Origin of the sequence: Mesorhizobium sp. B2-8-1, assembly GCF_006440955.1 — a bacterium.
Classification (GTDB): domain Bacteria; phylum Pseudomonadota; class Alphaproteobacteria; order Rhizobiales; family Rhizobiaceae; genus Mesorhizobium.
This window is the reverse complement of the sequence record NZ_VFTX01000002.1, coordinates 464,086-484,370: the sequence shown is the minus strand read 5'-3', so window position 1 is coordinate 484,370 and position 20,285 is coordinate 464,086. Positions and strand designations below refer to the sequence as shown.

General features: G+C 63.9%; 20 protein-coding genes, 1 tRNA gene and 2 pseudogenes. 17 read left to right on the top strand and 6 right to left on the bottom strand.

All coding sequences use genetic code 11. The features are described 5' to 3' along the window. The first annotated feature begins 122 nt into the window (after nt 1-122). Both FJ428_RS06650 and FJ428_RS06645 read left to right on the top strand, forming a co-directional pair. A complete protein-coding gene (locus tag FJ428_RS06650) occupies nt 123-860 on the top strand; it encodes an AzlC family ABC transporter permease (protein WP_140555975.1) in 738 nt (245 codons plus the stop codon). Continuing rightward, nucleotides 857-1,156, top strand: coding sequence for an AzlD family protein (locus tag FJ428_RS06645; protein ID WP_140879103.1), 300 nt, complete (start codon nt 857-859; stop codon nt 1,154-1,156). Before FJ428_RS06650 ends, FJ428_RS06645 begins: the two co-directional genes overlap by 4 nt. Before the next feature lie 55 nt (nt 1,157-1,211). On the opposite strand, the gene FJ428_RS06640 is transcribed toward FJ428_RS06645, so the two are convergent. Further along, nucleotides 1,212-1,847, bottom strand: coding sequence for an FMN-dependent NADH-azoreductase (locus tag FJ428_RS06640; RefSeq protein ID WP_140495902.1), 636 nt, complete (start codon nt 1,845-1,847; stop codon nt 1,212-1,214). A gap of 108 nt (nt 1,848-1,955) precedes the next feature. Between FJ428_RS06640 and FJ428_RS06635 the strand changes: the two genes are divergently transcribed. After that, nucleotides 1,956-2,909 (top strand): LysR family transcriptional regulator, encoded by a 954-nt coding sequence (locus FJ428_RS06635; RefSeq protein WP_140728594.1) that lies wholly within the window; start codon nt 1,956-1,958, stop codon nt 2,907-2,909. Nucleotides 2,910-2,951: 42 nt separating this feature from the next. Here FJ428_RS06635 and FJ428_RS06630 read toward each other — a convergent pair whose 3' ends face one another. Then, complete coding sequence (locus tag FJ428_RS06630) at nt 2,952-3,545, bottom strand: TetR/AcrR family transcriptional regulator (protein WP_140555972.1); 594 nt, start codon at nt 3,543-3,545, stop codon at nt 2,952-2,954. A gap of 66 nt (nt 3,546-3,611) precedes the next feature. On the opposite strand from FJ428_RS06630, the gene FJ428_RS06625 reads away from it, so the two are divergent. Then, a complete protein-coding gene (locus FJ428_RS06625) occupies nt 3,612-4,037 on the top strand; it encodes a VOC family protein (RefSeq protein WP_140555970.1) in 426 nt (141 codons plus the stop codon). 8 nt (nt 4,038-4,045) lie between these two features. Here FJ428_RS06625 and FJ428_RS06620 read toward each other — a convergent pair whose 3' ends face one another. Then, entirely contained in the window at nt 4,046-4,996 is a 951-nt protein-coding gene (locus FJ428_RS06620; RefSeq protein WP_140675495.1) for a trypsin-like peptidase domain-containing protein, read from the bottom strand. A gap of 168 nt (nt 4,997-5,164) precedes the next feature. Here FJ428_RS06620 and FJ428_RS06615 point away from each other — a divergent pair, with 168 nt between their 5' ends. The 3 genes from FJ428_RS06615 to FJ428_RS06605 all read left to right on the top strand — a co-directional run bounded on the left by FJ428_RS06615 (nt 5,165) and on the right by FJ428_RS06605 (nt 7,778). Further along, complete coding sequence (locus tag FJ428_RS06615) at nt 5,165-6,037, top strand: S1C family serine protease (protein WP_140495897.1); 873 nt, start codon at nt 5,165-5,167, stop codon at nt 6,035-6,037. 8 nt (nt 6,038-6,045) lie between these two features. Beyond that, the gene (locus FJ428_RS06610; RefSeq protein ID WP_140879102.1) at nt 6,046-6,726 is read left to right on the top strand and encodes a helix-turn-helix transcriptional regulator; all 681 of its coding nucleotides are present in this window, start codon (nt 6,046-6,048) and stop codon (nt 6,724-6,726) included. A gap of 185 nt (nt 6,727-6,911) precedes the next feature. Then, on the top strand, nt 6,912-7,778 hold the full coding sequence (locus FJ428_RS06605) for an NAD(P)-dependent oxidoreductase (protein WP_140879101.1): 867 nt from the start codon (nt 6,912-6,914) through the stop codon (nt 7,776-7,778). A gap of 365 nt (nt 7,779-8,143) precedes the next feature. On the opposite strand, the gene FJ428_RS06600 is transcribed toward FJ428_RS06605, so the two are convergent. Next, nucleotides 8,144-10,351, bottom strand: coding sequence for an OmpA family protein (locus tag FJ428_RS06600; RefSeq protein WP_140495894.1), 2,208 nt, complete (start codon nt 10,349-10,351; stop codon nt 8,144-8,146). A gap of 197 nt (nt 10,352-10,548) precedes the next feature. Here FJ428_RS06600 and FJ428_RS06595 point away from each other — a divergent pair, with 197 nt between their 5' ends. Further along, nucleotides 10,549-10,995: a YcgN family cysteine cluster protein gene (locus FJ428_RS06595; RefSeq protein ID WP_140524949.1), complete on the top strand. Its 447-nt coding sequence runs from the start codon at nt 10,549-10,551 to the stop codon at nt 10,993-10,995. A 281-nt stretch (nt 10,996-11,276) separates the two neighbouring features. After that, on the top strand, nt 11,277-11,633 hold the full coding sequence (locus FJ428_RS06590; protein ID WP_140671247.1) for a hypothetical protein: 357 nt from the start codon (nt 11,277-11,279) through the stop codon (nt 11,631-11,633). Between the two features lie 279 nt (nt 11,634-11,912). Here FJ428_RS06590 and FJ428_RS06585 read toward each other — a convergent pair whose 3' ends face one another. Next, nucleotides 11,913-12,623: an SIMPL domain-containing protein gene (locus FJ428_RS06585; RefSeq protein ID WP_140879100.1), complete on the bottom strand. Its 711-nt coding sequence runs from the start codon at nt 12,621-12,623 to the stop codon at nt 11,913-11,915. Between the two features lie 145 nt (nt 12,624-12,768). Between FJ428_RS06585 and FJ428_RS06580 the strand changes: the two genes are divergently transcribed. Next, a tRNA-Ile gene (locus FJ428_RS06580) sits at nt 12,769-12,844 on the top strand. A gap of 44 nt (nt 12,845-12,888) precedes the next feature. Here FJ428_RS06580 and FJ428_RS06575 read toward each other — a convergent pair. After that, a pseudogene (locus FJ428_RS06575) lies at nt 12,889-14,078 on the bottom strand (helix-turn-helix domain-containing protein). Nucleotides 14,079-14,374: 296 nt separating this feature from the next. Here FJ428_RS06575 and FJ428_RS30605 point away from each other — a divergent pair. The 7 genes and pseudogenes from FJ428_RS30605 to hisN all read left to right on the top strand — a co-directional run. Continuing rightward, nucleotides 14,375-14,562 (top strand): annotated as a pseudogene (locus FJ428_RS30605) (tyrosine-type recombinase/integrase); the annotation flags it as partial. Nucleotides 14,563-14,785: 223 nt separating this feature from the next. Next, complete coding sequence (locus FJ428_RS06565) at nt 14,786-16,267, top strand: PLP-dependent aminotransferase family protein (RefSeq protein ID WP_140500681.1); 1,482 nt, start codon at nt 14,786-14,788, stop codon at nt 16,265-16,267. 129 nt (nt 16,268-16,396) lie between these two features. Beyond that, nucleotides 16,397-17,161 (top strand): ATP-binding cassette domain-containing protein, encoded by a 765-nt coding sequence (locus FJ428_RS06560; RefSeq protein ID WP_140500680.1) that lies wholly within the window; start codon nt 16,397-16,399, stop codon nt 17,159-17,161. Nucleotides 17,162-17,186: 25 nt separating this feature from the next. Next, entirely contained in the window at nt 17,187-17,978 is a 792-nt protein-coding gene (locus tag FJ428_RS06555; RefSeq protein ID WP_140558734.1) for a transporter substrate-binding domain-containing protein, read from the top strand. Nucleotides 17,979-18,055: 77 nt separating this feature from the next. After that, entirely contained in the window at nt 18,056-18,754 is a 699-nt protein-coding gene (locus tag FJ428_RS06550) for an ABC transporter permease subunit (RefSeq protein ID WP_140500678.1), read from the top strand. Next, a complete protein-coding gene (locus FJ428_RS06545) occupies nt 18,751-19,485 on the top strand; it encodes an ABC transporter permease (RefSeq protein WP_140500677.1) in 735 nt (244 codons plus the stop codon). Before FJ428_RS06550 ends, FJ428_RS06545 begins: the two co-directional genes overlap by 4 nt. Next, nucleotides 19,472-20,281, top strand: coding sequence for a histidinol-phosphatase (hisN, locus tag FJ428_RS06540; RefSeq protein WP_140500676.1), 810 nt, complete (start codon nt 19,472-19,474; stop codon nt 20,279-20,281). Before FJ428_RS06545 ends, hisN begins: the two co-directional genes overlap by 14 nt. Nucleotides 20,282-20,285 lie beyond the last annotated feature (4 nt).

The window sequence follows — 20,285 nt, the reverse complement described above, 5'->3', positions numbered from 1 at the left end:
CTGGTAAAAGACAACAATCTTCGCAACCAAATTGCGAGGCCTGGCGGCTATGGTTGCCCTGACATCAGCGGCATCCAACGGAACCGGCAGAGGCGGCCGCGCGGCGCGGCCGGAGGAAGATCATGAGCATTGCAGAGACCAGATCGGCGGCGGGCGGCGGACTGAACTCCGAGTTCCGGCGCGGCGTGGCCTCCTGCGCGCCCGTGCTGTTCGGCACCATCCCTTATGCGCTGGTGCTTGGTGCACAGGCCACACAAAGGGGGCTCAGCACCGCAGAACTGTCGCTGCTGACGGGACTGAACTTCGCCGGCGGCTCGGAATTCGCGGCGATCCAACTGTGGACGTCGCCGCCGCATGTCCTGCTCATCGTCGCCATTACCTTCCTGGTCAACAGCCGCCATCTCCTGATGGGGGCGGCACTGGCGCCGTTCCTGCGCGACCTGCCGCGGCGCAAGGCGTTTTCCGCGCTGTTCTTCATGTGCGACGAAAGCTGGGCGCTCGGCCTGGCCGACGCCAAACGGCGCGCCGCCGACGGCGTCGCGCCAGCCTTCAGCCCGCGCTACTATATGGGCGCGGCAGTGGCGATGTACCTGACCTGGGTGGCCTTCACCACAATTGGCGCCTTGCTCGGGCCGGTGCTGGGCGAAGCCGAGACCTACGGCTTCGACATGGCGTTCGCGGCCGTCTTCCTGGTACTGCTGCGCGGCATGTGGAAGGATGTTGCCGCTGCGCGGCCGTGGCTGGTCAGTCTGATCATCGCGGCGCTGACCTACCTTTTCGTTCCCGGCGCCTGGTATGTAGCGGCGGGCGCGCTGGCGGGGCTGGTCTCGGCCTGGCTGTTGTGGAGGGATGAGGCATGATCGACGCGCAGACGCTTCTCACCATCGTGCTGATGGCCGGTGTCACGTACCTCAGCCGCGTCGGCGGCTATGTCGTGCTGCGCAATCGGGTGCTCAGCGCGCGGGCAACGGCCGTGATGCAGGCGGCGCCCGGCTGCGTGCTGATCTCGGTGATCGCGCCTGCCTTCGTCTCGAAAAACCCGGCCGATCTTCTGGCTCTGGCCGTCACGCTGATTGCCGCCACGCGATTTTCGATGCTGCCGACCGTGCTGATCGGGGTCGCTTCGGCGGGACTGCTGCGGCACATCATTGGATAGGCCAAAAAAGGCAGGCGCGGGCGCCTGCCTTCGATCTGGTTGGCAATCAGAGCTTTTACGCGGCTGCCGCGACATCCCGGCTGGCAGCCACCACGGCGTCGACCTTGGCGGTTGCCTTGGCGAGCGCTTCGCTGACTGCGTCAGGACCCTTGGCGACGCCTTCGATGCGGATGACGTCGACGTCGGTCATGCCGATGAAGCCGAGCACCGAGCGCAAATAAGGAACGGCGTGATCGAACTGCACAGCCGCGCCTTCCGAGTAGATGCCGCCGGATGCCAGCACGATATAGACCTTCTTGCCGGTGACGAGGCCTTTGGGTCCATTTTCGCCGTAAGCAAAGGTTTTGCCGGAGCGGGCGACATGGTCGACCCAGGACTTCAGCGTCGAGGAGATGTTGAAGTTGATGAAGCCTGTCGCCAGGATCACCGTGTCGGCGGCAAACAGTTCGTCGAGCACGGCATCCGAGACTCCGACCACTTCGGCCTGACGCGGCGTGCGGGCTTCGGCAGGCGTATATATGCCGGTCGCATAGTCGGTATCGATATGCGGCAGCGGATTGGCGACGAGGTCGCGCACGACAAGCGTGTTCGACGGGTCGGCGGCGAGCAGCTTCTGAGCGAATTCGGTGGCGATACGGGTCGAGTGCGAGGCAGCGCCGCGCGGGCTCGACGTGACGAGAAGAATGGACATGTTGGGTCTCTCCAGTGGAATTGGATTGTCCCGCTACATATGGGCCTTCAACCCATCAGATAAACTGGTATATTTTCTATATGATCCATCCATTAATTAGATAGAATGATGCAGCCTAACCCAACACTCGACCAGCTTCAGATCCTCTTGGCCGTTGCCGACACCGGAAGTTTTTCCGCCGCCGGCCGCAAGCTCAACCGGGCGCAATCCGTCATCAGCTACGGCATCGCCAATCTCGAGGCGCAACTCGGGCTGAAGCTGTTCGAGCGCGAGGGCACGCGAGAGCCGCAGCTGACCGAGATCGGTCGGGCGATGCTGGAAGACGCGCGGCGGATGATCAGCGTGCTGCACCGCATACGCTCGCGCGTCGATGGTCACCATCGGGGGCTGGAGGCGGAAGTCGCGCTGTCGGTGGATGCGGCGCTGCCTTCGCCAGTGCTGGTGCGGGTGCTCAAAGCGTTCGAGGCGCAATTTCCGACCGTGATGCTGCGCCTGCACATCGGCACACTCGGCCTGATCCCCGACCATGTTGTCGGTGGCCAGGCCGATCTCGGCATTGGCGGCCTGCTAGGCGATGTCGACGTCCACTTGGTGGGCATAGGCTTCATGTCGATAGTGCTGGCGGCCGCGCCCAGTCACCCGCTGGCGCTGCTGCCCAAACCGGTAGCGATCGAGGACGCGCGCGAACACACGCAACTCGTCGTCACCGACCAGTCGGAGCGTACCAAGGGGCGCGATTTTGGCGTTTTCGCCTACCGAACCTGGCGACTGACGGACCTGCGCACCAAACATATGTTGATGCGTGAGGGGCTGGGCTGGGGCGGGCTGCCGCGTTGGCTGATCGCTGACGATCTGGCTACCGGCCGTCTCGTGGAACTCGACCTCGAGCCTTTCAGGGAGGTGCGTTCGCCGCTCTATGCCATGCACCGCGCCGACCGCAGCCCGAAGCCGGCGGCGGCCTGGCTGATCGACCAGTTCAAGCGCCAACTTGGCTGCTTCAACGAGTTCGAGCCGGGCGAGGTGCCCGACGAAGAGCCGGAAATTTCCAGCGCACAGATTTGATTCCAACCTTTGCCCTGGATCTCATCGGCGGGAAGCCTCGGATCACGCGCGGGACAACCCATCGATCAGTGCCGTGAGAACGGTGCGGTAGTCTTCGGCCGAACCGCCCGCCTCAATGGCAAGTGCCGCGCGGTCGAAGGCGGCGGCGAGCAGGGCGGTCGTCGCTTCGGCCGGAAGCTTCTTTATGGTCCGCGCCCGCATCGCCGCGACCAGCCCTTCGCGCAGCGAGCGATTGCCATGGCGGTTGTCGATGGCGTCCATTTCGGCGCGGCCGAGCACGGCCGGGCCGTCGAGCAGCAGTAGCCGCGTGCGGCCGGGCGCGCGCATGGCGGCAAGATAGGCGTCGGAGCCGGCAATGAGCGCGTCGCGGGCATTGAGCGAAGGCGGCGCTGCGCCCTCGATCTCCCGCGCCACGGCCTCTGCCTCCTGCTCGACGACGGCGCCGAACAGCGCCTGCTTGTCGGAGAAGTGGTGGTAGAGCGCGCCGCGCGTCACGCCGGCCGCGGCGACGATCTCTGGTGTGCCGGTCTCGGCGTAGGATTTTTCGATGAACAGTTTTCGCGCCGCGGCGATCAGATCGGCGCGTGTCGCCTCGGTGCGGTCACGGTTGGAACGGCGCGCTGATCTCTGTTGCATACATGCAGCCTGTATGTTAATTCAATTTACATGCAGACTGTATGTTGCTTGACGGGAGAAGGAAAGTTGAAGACGACCAGCTATTATCCGGTGCTGATGACCGGGGACGTTGCCGGCACAGCGGCGTTCTATGTCGAACATTTCGCCTTCCGGCCGCTGTTTACGAGCGACTGGTACGTGCATCTGCAATCGGTGGAGAGCAAGCGCGTCAATCTCGGTATCGTGCAAGGCGACCATGAGACGATCCCGGAAGAGGGACGGGGTCGGAGCTCGGGCCTGCTGATCAACTTCGAAGTCCGTGATCCCGATGCGGTCTATGAGCGGATCACAGCCGCCGGCCTGTCCATCCTTCGGTCCCTGCGCGACGAGCCTTTTGGCCAGCGCCATTTCATCACCAGGGATCCCAACGGCGTCCTGATCGATGTCATCAAGCCGATCCCGCCAAGCGAGGAATTCCTGGCACAGTATGCGCAGGGTGCAGTGAGCGCCTGAGTGGAAACTCAACCAGCCCTTGCCACTGGCGTCACTGTCACCTGGCTGACACCGGTGCGGCGCACCACCGTGCACCGCGTCTCGCGGCCGATCCGCTCGGCGTCGAGCAAACGCACCAGGTCGTCGACGCCGGTGACCGGTCGGCCGTCTATCGCGGCGACGATATCGCCTTCCCTGAGGCCGGCCCTGGCCGCAGGGCCCTCCTTCTCGACGCCGCGCAGCCGAACCGCGGTCTTGCTCGACACTTGCGACAGAAGGGCCGCGCGACGGGGCAGGTTCACGGTGTCGGCCGACACCCCGATGAAGGCGCGGCGTACGCGGCCGAAACGGATGATCTCCGAAATGACGAAGTTGGCGGTGTTGGAGGCGACGGCAAAGGCAATGCCTTGCGCGCCATGGATCATGGCTGTGTTGACGCCGATCACCTCGCCCGCCGAGGATACCAACGGTCCGCCGGAATTGCCGGGGTTGAGCGCGGCGTCGGTCTGGATGACGTCGTCGATCAGCCGCCCGGTGGAAGCGCGCATCGAGCGGCCGAGCGCCGAGACGACGCCCGAGGTGACGGTCCATTCGAAGCCGAGCGGGTTGCCGATGGCTATGGCGATCTGGCCGCGCCGCAGGCGCTTGGAATCGCCCAGCGGAGCGACATCGGCAAAGCTGCCGTCGGCGCGCACCAGCGCTATGTCGGTGTCGGCGTCGCGGCCGAGCACGCGGCCTTCGCTGGAGGCGCCGTCGGGCATCGACACGCGCACCGTTCTGGCATCGCCGACGACGTGGAAGTTGGTGACGACGAGCCCATCATGCGCAATGACGAAGCCCGACCCATGCCCGCCCTGGCCACCGATGCGCTCGATGCGGCAGACAGCCGGGCCGATGCGGTCGACAGCATCGGCCACCGTCGTCGAGTAGGCGTCGAGCAGCGCGTCGTCGGATTGGAATTTGGCGGCAGCAACGGCCATTGGCAGGCTCCATGTTTTCAGGCGCAACGATGACTATATGTGCGGAGCGGCTTCATCCGCCGCGACCTGACCAGATGGCCAGTCGCCCGGCCGACTAGCCGTCAGGCGAGTATCTCCAAGCGCGCTGCCGCGCGATATCTGGGGCATGGATGAACCCAGGAGACTGCTATGAGCGAATTCAATCTAAGTGCCTTTTCGGAAGCCATTGCCGATCTGGCAGCCAAGGCGGCGCCGGCGACCGCGAGCTTCACCACCCACAATCATCGCACAGCGAGCGCTTTCCATTGGCGCGACGGCTACTTCGTTGCCGCCGAGGAAGCCGTCGAGGCCGGCGAGGAGATCGAGCTGACGCTGGCTTCGGGCGAGACGGTGAAGGCCGATCTTGTCGGCCGCGATCCCTCGACCGGCGTCGCCCTGCTCAAGCCGGCCGGTGCTACCAATGCCGAGCCGTTGGCCAGGGCGGATGCGGTGCGGCCCGGCAACATTGCCGTCGCCATCGGCAACAGCCGGGGTTCGGCGTTGGCAGTTTCAGGCTCGGTCGGCGAAGTCGGCCCGGCCTGGCGCTCAATGCGCGGCGGCACCATCGACCGGCGCATCAACCTGGCGGTGGGCGCCGGCGGCCGTTTCGAGGGCGGCCCGGTGCTCGATGCCAAGGGCGCGCTGATCGGTATGCTGTTGTTCGGGCCGCGCGGCCGCGCGCTGGTCATGCCTTACGAGACGATCGAGCGGGCGGTCGCGACGCTGCGCGAAAAAGGCCATGTCGCCCGCGGCTATCTCGGCGCCGGCTTGCATCCGATCCGCGACGGCGAGGCCCGCGGCGCCATCGTCATGAGCCTTGATGACAACGGTCCGGCCAAGGCCGCCGGCCTTTCCCTCGGCGACATCATCGTCGCCTGGAACGGCGAGGCGGTGAGCGGCCCGCGCGAGCTGATCCGCAGGCTCGGGCCCGACAGCGCCGGAGCTTCGGTTACGCTCGGTGTCGTGCGCGGCGGAGAACAGCGCGACGTGGCGCTGACGGTCGGCGAAAAGCCGCTCAGCTGAGAGGATTAATGGACGCGATCGCGACAGGCGAGATGACGCAAAGCGGCACCGGCGAGCGGCAGCTGGTCGTGCTGGTCGCGCTCGGTGATGCCGCGCGCGCCGAGCGGCTGTCCGCGTCGCTTGCCGCGACCGAGGATCTGCTGCCGGTCACAGCCGGCAGCAGCGAGGCGGCCGACGTCGCCATCGTCGATGACACGGCCGGCCCCACGGGTGCGGGAACAGGGAAGGGCGACGCCGTTCCCGCCGCGACCGCGCGGGTGCTGTTGTCTTCGCAGGCCGGCCTGGCACGGCCGCAGGGGCAGGTGTTCGCCGTGCTGCCGACGACGGCGGATGCAATGCTGATTGCGGCCGCCGCCAGGCTGGCGGCGGCCGGCTACCGCGTCTTTGGCGACAGCGGATCCGTTCCTGGCCGCCGCGATGATTTCCAAGGCGGCGATATTGGCGGCGACGGCCTTTTCGACGAGGAGCATCCCGACGAGCATGCCGCCCGCCCGGCGCTGTCGCCGCGAGAAGCGGAAGTGCTGGCGCTGCTGGCCGAAGGCGCGCCCAACAAGGTGATCGCGCGGCGGCTTGACATTTCCGTTCATACAGCGAAGTTCCATGTCGCCGCGATTCTGATCAAATTGGGCGCTGCCAACCGCACCGATGCCATCGCCATTGCGATGCGGCAGGGGCTGGTGCTGGTCTAGGATGACGTCTCAGCCAGGATTTGACGATCATCGTCAAAGTGAGCGCTGCCCCTATAGCTCCAGATCATTTGCAGCGGCAAGGAACGGACCCTCCGCAACGTCACCATCAGCCGTTGCCGCAAGCTCTTGTATCCGGGACCGCCACAGGCAAGGATCGCGCTACGAGACAAGCAAGCGGAGGAAAAATGTCGCTCAAGGGAAAGACGCTGTTCATCTCCGGCGGGTCGCGCGGCATCGGGCTCGCGATCGCTTTGCGCGCCGCGCGCGACGGCGCCAATGTGACGATCGCGGCCAAGACCGCCGAGCCGCATCCGAAGCTGCCGGGCACGATCTACACCGCCGCTGAAGAGATCGAGCAAGCCGGCGGCAAGGCGTTGCCGGTCCTGTGCGACATTCGCGAGGAGGCGCAAGTGGCCGAAGCGGTGTCCAAGACGGTCGAAAAATTCGGCGGCATCGACATTTGTGTCAACAATGCCAGCGCCATCCAGCTCACCGGCACGCTGGAAACCGACATGAAGCGTTACGACCTGATGCACCAGATCAACACGCGCGGCACGTTCCTCGTTTCCAAAATGTGCATTCCGCACCTGAGGTTGGCCGGGAATCCTCATATCCTGAATCTGGCGCCGCCGCTCGACATGAAGCCCAAATGGTTCAAGAATCACGTCGCCTACACCATGGCCAAGTTCGGCATGTCCATGTGCACGCTGGGCATGAGCGCGGAGTTCGCCAAAGACGGCATCGCGGTCAATTCGCTGTGGCCGATCTCAACTATCGATACCGCGGCGGTGCGCAATCTTCTGGGCGGCGCGACGGTGGCCGCGATGAGCCGTTCCCCCGACATCATGGCCGATGCCGCGCATGCAATCTTCATGCGGCCATCGCGCGAAGCGACCGGCAATTTCTACATCGACGAGGAAGTGCTGCGCGCCGAGGGGACCAGCGATTTTTCGGTCTATGCGCCGGATGCGGCCGGGCCGTTGGCCGGCGACTTTTTTGTCCCGGACGAGGTGTTTGCCAATTCCGGCACGAAGATCAGGACGGCTTTCTAAGCTGTCTCGAGGCGCAATTCCGGATGAAACTCGGTTTCAGATTTTCCTGGAGTTGCTCTGAGCAAAAAGCCCCGCCGGAGAGGGCCGGCGGGGCTCAGTGCGTCCCGCTGGAGTCGGGACGGGGCAGGGAACGCCCGATCCTGAATCTGGGGTAGGCCACCTCGCGATTCAATGAGCGGGATCTAACGCCAGGACAATTCTTGTTGAACTTGGGGCCGTTGCCCGCGATCTCGCCCATCCCGGTTTAGCCGGGATGGGCCTTTTACCGATCCGATTCCAGAAGCCTGCTCAAGCGTCTGGAAATGCAGACATTTGATGGATCATGATCTTTTCCGAAAGCCGGTTTCCAGCTTTCCCGACCATGGTCAGTTGTTGCTCGCCACCGGCGCCACCAGCGAGGTGATGCGGCGGATGGCGACACGCCGGTTCTCGCGGTTGGGGCCTGAGGTGTCGACCTTCAGATATTCCTCGCCATAGCCCTGCGTGGTCAGGTTTTCAGGCGGTATGCCGAAGGCGTTGGTCAGCGCTTCGGCCACCGCTTCGGCGCGGCGGTCCGACAGAGCGAGGTTCGCCTCCGGTGTGCCGACAGCGTCGGTGTGGCCTTCGATCAGGAAAGTCTCGGCCGGGTTTTTCTTCAACAGCTTCTCCATGGCCGTGGCGACACCCTCGAGCTTCTGCACCTCGGCATCGGAGATCGAGGAAGAGCCGAATTCGAAGTTCAGCGTGTCAAGATCGATGCGCCGGGCAATGTCGCGCACCCGTGCGGAACGCTTGACCTCGTTGATCGAATAGAGGCGCTGCACCTTCTCCACCGGCGGTTGCTCGAGGAAGGTGTAGTAGTCGTCCGGGCTTTCGACCTCTTCGGAGTCAAGGATGTAGTCCCGGCGCGGAATGGTCAGCCGCATCGGTGGTAGGTCGTCGCCCGGATCGCGCCAATCGTTATCGTCGTCGTAGCTTCGTTCGTCGACATAGCTCAACACATACTCATGACCGTCGGGCATGATGCGCGACCGCTGGATGATGTCGCCGTAGCGGTTGCGGATGGTGACGATCTGCACGCCGTTGTCGCGCTCGACTGTCTCGCGCGTGCGGCCTTGCGACAGATCCTCATAGTAGACATCCTTGGCGCCGCGGGTCAGGCGCGGCCGGTCACTGCTCTGAACGTATGTCTGATCGTTGAGCTGAATGATGACGCGATCGCCGATCTCCTTGAGCACGTCGACACCCTTGGGGCGGCGGCGGTCGCGGATGTTCTCGTCCGGTGCGCGCTCGAGGCGTTTGCCCTTCTCCTCGGTAACCGGGACGATTTTTTCCGGTTTGATCTCCTGCTGAGCAGCTCTATCGTCGGTCGGGGGCGGACCCTGGTCGACGGGAGCGACCGCGGGTTGGCGGCCCTGAGCACCGCCCTGCCGGGCGTTTTGCCCACCATTCTGCTGCTCGCCATTTTGCTGCTCGCCATTCTGGTTGGCGGGGTTCCTGCTGGCCTGGCCGTTCTCGCCGCGGCCGCGGCGTCTGGCATCCTTCTGGCTGTCGAGAATGGGGGCAGCGTTCTTGTCGGCGGACGTCTCGGCCTGCTCGGGGTTTTGCCCCTGGACAGGCGCGGCCTTGCCGGCACTGGGCTGTTCACCCGTGGCCGGCTGCTCGCCCGTTGCAGGCTGCCTGCCGGTTTGCTGTTGTTCGCCATTGGCCGGCTGCTGTTCGCCATTGGCCGGCTGCTCGCTAGCCGGTTGTCTGGCGTTCTTTTTCCTCTTGTCCTGGGGTTGTTCGCCCTGGGCTGCCGGCCTCTCGCCTGAGGGTGCCGGTTCTGCCTTGGGTGCTTCTGCGGCAGGTGCTTCCTTCGGTGTCGGCACGGCGCTGGGCTCGGCCTGCTGCTCCTGTTTGCGCTTCTTGCGCTGGTTGTCGTTGGCAGGTTCCGTTTGGCCCGCCGGTGCCTGTTCGGTCTGCTGTTGTTGGTCGCGCTTCTTCCTGCGCGGCTGCTGTTCCTCGGTGGCGGGTGCTGCCTCACCGGCTGGCGCCTGCTCGGTCTGCTGCTGCTGGTCGCGCTTCTTCCTGCGCGGCTGCTGTTCCTCGACAGCGGGCGCGGCTTCACCGGCGGGCGCCTGCTCGACCTGCTGCTGGTCGCGCTTCTTCCTGCGTGGCTGTTGTTCCTCGGCAGCTGGTGCGGCCTGCTGCGCGGGGGCTTGTTCGGTCTGCTGTTGCTGATCGCGCTTCTTCCTGCGCGGTTGTTGTTCCTCGACGGCGGGCGCGGCTTCACCAGCGGGCGCCTGCTCGACCTGCTGCTGATCGCGCTTCTTCCTGCGTGGCTGTTGTTCCTCGGCGGCTGGCGCGGGCTGCTGTGCGGGTGCCTGTTCGGTCTGCTGTTGTTGCTGATCGCGCTTCTTCTTGCGTAGCAGTTCCTGATCGCTCTGCTGTGCATCGTCAGTCTGGGTGTCCTGGGCCAGGACCAGCGGCATTGCGCTGTCTCGCATGGGGCCGAACGCGGCACTTCCCTGAAGCGGGGATGCGCCCAACGGCGCGGATGCCATCAGCAGGCCGAGTGCGGTGCCTGCCAGAATCCGTGGTTGGCGTTTCATCGAAATTCTCCTTGTGGGGTCCCATCCTTGCCGAAACCGATTTTAACGAAATTGGTTCCGGCGGCTCATGGTTAGGGACCGTACGGGGCGATTGGCCGGCCTTTTGAAGGCAACTTCATGTCTTTCGACGGGGGTGCCGCCCCATTCCAGCCTTTGCCCTGCTTGACCTTCGCGGCGGCTGGGGCCACATGCCGGAGATGGAAACGCCGTTCTGGAAAACAAAGACGCTGGAAGCAATGAGCCCGGCCGAGTGGGAATCGCTCTGCGACGGCTGCGGCAAATGCTGCCTGTCGAAGCTCGAGGACGAGGATACTGGCGACATCTACTGGACCAGCGTCGGCTGCCGCCTGTTCGACGCGCAGACATGCCGCTGTTCGGACTATCACAACCGGCTGGCGCGCGTTCCCGATTGCGTCGGGCTGACGCCGCAAAATGTACGCACCATCAGTTGGCTGCCCAGCACCTGCGCCTACCGGCTGGTCGCGGAGGGGCACGATCTCTACTGGTGGCACCGTCTGGTGTCGGGCAGTGCCGAGACGGTGCATGAGGCCGGCATGTCGATGCGCGGCCGGGTCAAGGCCAACGAGACGGATCTGGCCGAGCCGGAGGATTATTTCGACTATATGCTTGACGACGAGCCATAAGCTCGCATCGGGATGGCGAGCCATGGCTCGCATCGGGATGCGGAGCCTGGCTCGCATCGGTATGCCGAGCCCTGAGGCCGGTGTCCGCAAGGGCGCGCAGGAACCAGGAACCATGCGAGACGTTTGGGGCACATTGTTGGAAAACCGGCAGAAGCTTCCTTTTTCCGCCACATGAACCGCGGATGAACGGCGGGTTCGTAAATAGTTCAGACAGGCGGGTGCATTCTCCCATCATCGATTTCAAGAGGACGGGCGAGAGCCCGCAACAAGGAGAGAAGACCATGTTCAACACGGTGAAAACGGCAGCCCTTTCGGCCCTCGTCGGCCTCGGTACGCTGGCGGCCGTTCCCGCCCATGCCGACAGCCTTTACCTGGGCTTCGGCAACAACAACGATCCGCGCTTCGGCGTCTATGCCGGGGATGACGGCTATCGCCACCGCCGTGATGAACGCCGCGACGACTGGCGCCGCGGCTGTTCGCCCGACTGGGCCCTGAACAAGGCCGAACGCATGGGGCTGCACCGTGCCCGCGTCGTCGACGTCAGCCGCCGCACGGTCAAGGTGATGGGCCGCCAGTATGGCGACCGCGTCGTCATCGTGTTCGCCAATGAGCGTGGTTGCCCGATCATCAACCGCTGAGCCTCTTAAGGCGCGACCTTCTGCGAGGGTTGGTAGCGGCATGATCCTCTGCGGGGTCAGTCGCAGACACCACCCTCTGCGAAGATCCGTCTGGAGACATGATCCTTTCAGGATCAGTCTGGAGACACGACCTTCTGCGAAGGTCGGTCTGGAGTAGTGGAGCCGCTTTCCTTCGGGAAGAATGCGGCTCAAAAAACCCGCGGGAGCGATCCCGCGGGTTTTTCATGCACCACGGCGGACGGTTCAGGGTCGGGCTCGGCCATGGACCATCGAAGACGCTTATTTCAGTTCGAAGGTAACGGTGACCTGGACATTGTAGGCGTTCTCGCCGGCCTGCACCGGAGCAGCACCGACGGCCGCGTCGAAGGCCTTGGCGTTGATCGGTATCGGTGGCGGCGCGATGTTCTGGTCAGTGATTTCGATCACCCGGCCTATGCTGACGCCGGCGGCTTCCGCCAGCGTCTTGGCCTTGGCCATGGCATCGGCCACCGCCTTTTTGCGCGCTTCGGTGACGGTGGCAGCCGGATTGTCGTTGGTGAAGACGATGCCGCCGCCCTGGTTGACGCCCAGCGATACCGCCTTGTCGAGTATCTCGCCGGTCTTGTCGACGTCGCGCACGCGCACCGACAGCGTGTTGGTTACCTGGTAGGCAATCAATTCGGCCTCCTGGCCGCCGTCGGGCTTGTTTGTGTAGTTATAGCGCGGATTGATCTGGATGCCCGCGGTCTGGAGGTCGCGGTCCTTGATGCCGGCCGACTTCATCGCGGCGATCACGGCCGCCATGGCGTCGTTGTTGGCATCCAGTGCGGCGCGCGCCGTCTTGGCTTCGCGCATGACGCTGAGCGTCAGGACCGCCAGGTCGGGCGCTACGGTCGCCGCCCCTTCGCCCGAAACCACGATACGGGGCGGTGTCGGCGACTCAGCGGCCGCGGCCAGCGCCGGAAAGGCGATGGCGGCGGCGAGTGCGAGGGGCAAAAGAGGTCTGGTCATGAAATCTCCTCGGGTAAGCATATCCGCGCCCAGCGGGCGCACGCGGCTCCTTATGGCGCGATTATGGGCTGATTTGGACGATTGTGACCAGCGGTCCCGGAAAGCCTTGTGCCGCGATGCGAAAAACATTAATCCAGCCCGCGTGGGGCCTGTAGCTCAATGGTTAGAGCCGGCGGCTCATAACCGCTTGGTTGGGGGTTCGAGTCCCTCCGGGCCCACCATTATCGTTATTGTACGGCCCGGAGACATAGGTAACAGAATGTACCTAAGACATGGGTGACAACCTCGTGCCGAACGGGTTGTCGATGGTCTGCAAGGTCCTCTGTTCCAAGTCGATATATCCCAGATCATAGTGCATGAAGGAGACGAGCCAAATGCCGTCGTCGACTTCGCTGATGCCGAGCCTTTGGCCGGCGAGCACGGTGGAGATGTTTATCTTCTTCCTGTGCATGCAGATGCGGCCGCAGGCGGTGACGAGAATGTCCTTGTCATGGAAGGGATATTCCAGCCCGGGGAGGCCTTGATAGGCTCTTGAAGAGCCTCTGTAGAGCTCGGCTGGCACCTTCATGCCGATGGCCTCGTGGGGCCTCTCGTCATTGAATTCGCTCATGAAAGCATCGAACCTGGCCTGCTGCTGGAGGGTGTTCATGCCCGGCGGCCGGGTCGTTTCGGCCTTGAGCGTGCGGTGCATACGCCCATGGCGAGCGTTCTCGTGCGGGTTGCCAGGCCGGATGCGCTCGATGGCGATGCCGAGCCTCAGCCAGAACACCGACAGCCTCGATAGATTGTAGAGGCCGTTGGGGCTTGCGAAGGGAAGGCCATTGTCGCTTCTAATCGCTTCCGGCAGGCCACGTTCCTTGAAGAGCCGGACGAAAGCCTCGATGACTGGAACTCCTTTGTCGCTTCAAGGGCTTCGCAGGCCAGCAGATAGCGCGAAGCCTGGTCGGTGACGGTCAGGGGGTAACAGTAGCGGCCGTTGCCGAGCTTGAACTCGCCCTTGAAATCGGCGCACCAGAGATCGTTGGGCTGCATCGCCTGTGACAGTTGCGTGCCCGCGGCCTTGTTCGCCCGGTTCCTCTTGCGGGCCTGGCTCACAAGGCCGTGGCGGTCGAGCACGGCATGAACTGTGCTCTTGGCCGGAATGCGCACGTCGCCGGCCAGTTTCCTGATCAGCAACTCCCTGATCTTCCTGGCGCCCCAGTGCGGCTTCTCTTGCTTGTTTTCCACAATCATCCGCTCGATCTGGACCGGCAGTTGGTTGGCATAGCGCACCGGCCGCCGAGAGCGGTCCGTCAGTGCCTCAAGGCCCTCATCCTTGTAGCGATTGAAGATCTTGTAGCCCGTCTTGCGCGAGATGCCGAACTCCCGGCACACATCGCTCATGCCTTCCCCGTCCAGAAGACGGGCCACGAAGCGTAGACGTTCCTCCATCACCGAACACTCTCTCCACGGCATCAACACCTCCGGCCAAAAGCCAAAAGTGTTACCCATGTGTCCGGTACAAAACGTCACCTATGTCTCGGGTCGCTCATAACTAGGTTACTGGTTTTTTTCATCTATTATTTCTTTGCCCACGTCATGGACTCGAACCTCCGATAAAAGTTAGATCGGATTGCGTTCGAGAGCGATTTCGGGCCCTGTCGCGAAGTTCACTTTCAAGCCGTTCCGGATCACTGGATCGGATTGTGATTTGCGGGTCTGACTTGGAGCCAACCTACCCTAGCCCCCAAGAGGCGTCTCGGCTTCGTGCAGGACTTCGACCCCAGGAATACGGCAACCATTCCCTGCGTCGCACCAAGGCTTCGATTATCTACAAAGCGGTGGGAAATCTGGGAGCCATCCAGACTTGCTCGGTCATAGCAAGATCGTGAACACGGTCCGCTACCTGGGAGTCGATGTAGAAGATGCTCTCGAACTTGCCGAGGCAACTGAGGTGTGATCAAGAGCGGCTCCACTTCACGAGTGGAGCCGTGAACAATTTGCGCGTGCATCTCGGCCATTTGGTGAACGCTGCCAGTGGCTGAAAGCTGGCATTCGACGCATGCAGAGAAGGCTTTCTGCTCATCGTTCGTCATGTGATAGGGTGATTTCAATTCGATAGGAAGATCATCCTTATGGCTGCGTCGCCGCTCGTGAGGTCCCGCCGTAGCCGGTGAACAGACATGCACGCTTTCAACTATCCGAGCTGGAACAGGATCGTCTTCGACCGCAGCCGTGGCACGCCGTTGAACGAGCAACTTTTCGAGCAGTTACGCCGCTGGATACGGGATGGCATCGTGGCGCCAGGAGCGCGCCTGCCGCCAAGCCGCGTCATGGCCGAGGAACTCGGGCTCTCGCGCAACACCGTTGTCCTCGCCTATGAGCGACTTGCCACGGAGGGCTATGTCGCACGTCGGATCGGCGCCGGCACCTTCGTCGAAACCATGCTGCCGGAAGACAATCACCCCCGAGCCGAGACGGCGGTCATACCGGTGTCAGGTCCAAATGCGCTCCCGGCACCCTCGCGCCGCGGCCAGGCGCTGCTCGACATGAACCTGCCAGCCGAACGCATCGAGACCTACGATCTCAGCGCCGGCGTGCCGGCGCTGAACGAGTTCCCCTATGACGAGTTCGCTCAGATCGCTAGCCGCCGCTGGCGCGAGCACGCCAGCGCCCACACCGGCTATGACTATTCGCGCGGCGCGCCACTGCTGGCCACCCGCATCGCGGGCTATCTGGCGGAGGCTAAAGCGATCAACTGTCGTCCCGAACAGATCATCGTCATCGGCAATACGCTGCAAGCGGCCGCTCTCGCGTCTCATGTTCTGCTCGACCGCGGCGACACCGTTCTGGTCGAGGATCCTTGCCACATGCCCGAGATCGCCACGCTGGAAGCCTTCGGCCTTGTCACCGTTCCCGCCCCGCTCGACAGGCAAGGCTTCGATACAGAAGCCGCCGGCGTGATGGTCCGAGAGGCGCGTATGGCCGTTGTCTCCCCGACCGAGCAATGGCCGTTCGGCTGCACGATGACATCGGATCGCCGGCAAAAGCTGCTTGATTGGGCGGCGGACCGGCCCGGCTGGATATTCGAGGATGATTCCAATAGCGAGATCCGCTGGTCGGGCGAAGCGCAGACGACGCTCTACGCGCGCGATCCGCGGCGGGTCATCTATGCCGGCTCGTTCAACCGCATGCTGGCGCCCGGCCTGCGGCTCGCCTATTTGATCGCGCCGATGCCGCTGGTCGAGGCGTTCGCCCTCGCCCAGCGTATTTTCTCCTTCTACGCACCGCTACCGGACCAGGCGCTGGTCGCCGACTTCATGGACCAGGGGCGACTCGCCTCGCACCTTCGGCGTATGCGCACCATCTACCGCGATCGCGCCGCCTGCCTGACACAATGCCTGCGCGCAAAGCTGCGAGACGGCTTCGACGTTCCCGACGTTCACGCCGGCCTGCACCTGACCGTCCACGCACGCGAACCGTTTGACGACGTGGCCGTGTCGCGAACACTGCTCCAGAAGGGGCTGGACTGCCCACCACTCTCGCGCTACGCACGCCGGGAAACCAAGCCGAGGGGTCTTGTGCTGGGCTTCGGCAACACGTCGGTCCGCCGCATCCCGCGTTGCGTCGACATCCTCGCGCAGACTATCCTCGAACACGGTTGACGACGCATTCACAGCCCACGGGACTGGAATTGGTCCGCTGCCCGTCGGCGAAATTGGCTCTTTGGGCAGCCGCGCTTCCGGGACAATCTCCGTGTCCAGCCGATCGGGAGGCAAGGGCACCAAGTGGACATGGACCAAAACACCGTCCTGCGGGCAAATAACATCCGTAAGAGCTTCGGCGCTCTGGAAGTCTTGAAAGGCGTCGACCTGGTCGCCCATGCCCATGACGTGATCACCATGATCGGCGCCAGCGGGTCGGGCAAGAGCACCTTCCTGCGCTGCATGAATCTTCTGGAAATTCCCGACGCCGGCACGATCGCGGTGGAAGGCGAGGAATTGACGCTGGATCGCAGTTCGGGGCGCGCGAAGCTGAATGCGCGCCAGATCAATCGCATCCGCAGCCGCATCGGCATGGTCTTCCAGAGCTTCAATCTGTGGAGCCAGCGCACCGTGCTCGACAACGTGATGCTTGCACCGATGAAGGTGCTCGGCCTGTCCAAACAGGAGGCCCGGCAGCGAGCCGGGGCCTATCTCGCCAAGGTCGGGCTGTTCGAGAAGCGCGACCACTACCCCGCGCATATTTCCGGCGGCCAGCAGCAGCGCGTCGGCATCGCCCGCGCGCTGGCGATGGAGCCGAAGCTGATGCTGTTCGACGAGCCGACCTCCGCGCTCGACCCGGAACTGGTCGGCGAGGTGCTCTCGGTCATGCGCACGCTCGCCGAAGAAGGACGCACGATGATCGTCGTCACCCATGAAATAGGTTTCGCGCGCGAGATCTCGCGCGAGGTGCTCTTTCTCCACCAGGGCATGGTGGAGGAGCGTGGCCCGCCGGGACAGGTTCTCGGCGATCCGCAATCGGCGCGCTGCCGGGCCTTCCTGCAGCGCGTTCTTTGAACAGGACAAACAACAGGGGAACATGATGAAAAAACTTGTCTTGATGCTTGCGGCCGGCCTCGCCGCCTTCGCCACGCAGGTCTCGGCGCGCGACCTGCGCGTCGGCAGTGAATGCACATACCCGCCGTTCAACTACAAGGACGCGAACGGCGAGTTGCGCGGCTTCGACATCGATGTCGCGAAGGAAGTTGTCAAGCGCCTCGGCGCCGACGCCTCCTTTGTCTGCATGCCTTTCGATTCGCTTATTCCGGGCCTTGTCGCCGGCAAGTTCGATCTTCTCGCCGCGTCGATGTCGATCACCGACGAGCGCAAGAAGAGCATCGACTTTTCGATCCCGTACCGCTCCTCCACCGCCCGGTTCGTCGGTCCGGACGGAAGCGATGCCAAGCCGCTGACGGACGACGGCAAGCCCAACCCCGATGGTCTCAAGGGCAAGACCATCGGGATCGAGCGTGCCTCAACTTACGAGAACTACATGCGAGACAACTTTCCTGAGGCCACGATCCAGCTCTACGACACGGCCGACAACATGCTGCTCGACCTGACCTCGAAGCGGACCGATCTCGTCTTCGCCGGCCCGATCAAGCTCGCCAACGACTTCCTCAACAAGGACCGAGGCAAGGGTTACAAATTCATCGGTCCGGAGATCAAGGACGTGAAGTATTTCGGGCCAGGCGTGGGCATCGGCATGCGCAAGGACGATGCCGGCCTTCGCGACGAGCTCGACAAGGCGATGAAGGCCATGATCGACGACGGCACGTTCAAGACCATCAACGACAAGTACTGGTCGTTCAGCGTGCTGCCGGCATCGAACTAGGCCGAGCCGTACGGTTCATCGCCGGCCATTTCACCCGATGGCCGGCGTCTTTCTTCTTGCCACCGCAGGAGCGGCAGATGGACATTTTCCAGGGATGGGGTTTGGAGGTCGCGCGCGGGCTCATGACCACCGTCGAGGTCGCGCTGCTGTCGCTGGCGGTCGGCCTCGTTTGGGGCATTCTCGGCGCGCTGGCACAGCTCTCCTCGAACTGTGTGCTGCGCGCCATCGGCCGGGGCTTCACTCTGGTCGTGCGCGGCACGCCCGAACTCCTCATCATCCTCATCGCCTATTTCGGCGGCACGGTGGCCCTGACCGGCTTGGCGAAGATGATTGACCCCAGCATCCGCTTTCTCGAAGTGCCGGCGATGCCGGCCGGCGTCTTCGCGCTCAGCCTGGTCTTCGGCGGCTACGCGGCCGAGGTGCTGCGCGGCGCCTATCTCGCCATTCCCAAGGGCGAGATCGAGGCGGCAGATGCCTTCGGCATGTCGGCCGCGACCAGCTTCATCCACATCCGCCTGCCGCTGATGTGGCGCTACGCGCTGCCCGGCCTCGGCAACAACTGGATCTCGCTCATCAAGGACACGTCGCTTATCTCCATCGTCGGGCTGGAGGAGCTGATGCGCATCTCCACCATGGCGACGCAGGTCAATGGCGAACCCTTCCGCTTCTACCTCGCCGCGGCGCTGATCTACCTCCTGCTCACCATACTGAACACCTCGATTGTCGACGCGCTGGAACGGCGTGCGACGCGCGGCGAGAGGAAGCTGGCGCGATGAACTTCGAGCTTATGGTCGAGAGCCTGCCGGCGCTGCTGTCGGCCACCGTCACGACGATCGAACTGCTCGTCGCCTCACTCTTCTGCGGCATGGCGGTGGCACTTCCCGTCGCCATCCTGCGCGTCAGCGGCCCGGCGCCGGTGCGCCTCCTGCTGCACTGGTACATCTACTTCTTCCGCGGCACGCCGCTCCTGGTCCAGATCTTCCTTGTCTATTACGGTCTCGCCCAGCTCGAGGTCGTTCGCGACAGCTTTCTGTGGCCATATCTGCGCCAGGCCTGGGTGTGCGCCATTCTGACCTTCAGCCTGAACACGGCCGCCTACACCGCCTACATCCTGCGCGGCGCCATCGAGGCGGTGCCAGCCGGTGAGATCGAGGCGGCGCGTGCCTGCGGCATGTCGACGGCGTTGACCTACCGCACGATCATCCTGCCGGGCGCCTTCCGCATCGCCCTGCCGGCTTACGGCAACGAGGTGGTCAGCATGCTGAAATCCACATCACTCGCCTCGACCATCACCGTCATGGAGCTGACCGGCGCCGCCAACACGATCGTCGCCCGCACCTTCGCGCCCTATGAGCTCTTCATCACCGCGGCGCTTATCTACCTCACCATTACCTACGTGCTCACCACGGCGTTGCGCGCCCTCGAATACAGGCTTTCACGACACACGCGTCCTCTGGACGAACCCGCAACCCCACTCATAGAGGGAGCCGACAATGCCGGCATCTGACCCCAAGACCTTTACGGCTTTCGCCGGTTCGCTGGCAGACGTCAGCCGGGCGACAATCCAGGAAGCGCTCAGCGAGCAACACGGCTTCGTTTCCAAGGGCGATGCAAGCCCTGTCACCGCGGTAGACCGGGAGGTCGAGGAGAGGCTGCGCGCGCGCATCCAGGAGGCGTATCCCGACCACGGCATCCTCGGCGAGGAATTTGGGTCCGTCGGCCTCGACGCGGAATGGGTCTGGGTCATCGATCCGATCGACGGCACCAAAGCCTTCATCACCGGCATTCCGACCTTCGGCACGCTGATCGCGCTGGCCCGCAACGGCGTTCCCATGCTCGGGGTCATCGACAATCCCGTCACCAACGAGCGCTGGCTGGGCGCCGACGGTTCGCCGACCACCCTCAACGGCAAGCCCGTACGCACGCGCGCCTGCCAGGACCTTAGCGAGGCCCTTGTCGGCAACGGCAACCCGGAATCCTTCGACGACAAGGATACGGCCGCCTACAAGAGGCTGCGCCGCCAGGTGCGCTGGAGCGTCTATGGCGGCGGTTGCCATGCCTATGGCCGCGTCGCCGACGGCGCGCTGGACATCAATGTGGACGGGGGGCTGGACGCCTTCGATTATTGCGCGCTGATCCCGATCGTGCGTAACGCCGGTGGCGTCATGACCGACTGGCAGGGCGGCGAGCTGACGATCCGTTCCGGCCGCCGTTCCGTCGTGGCCAGCGCCACACCTGAGTTGCACAGAACTGTGCTAGGCATCCTGGCCAACGCGACCTCACCGGCCCGCGCGGCTTCCTGAAGAA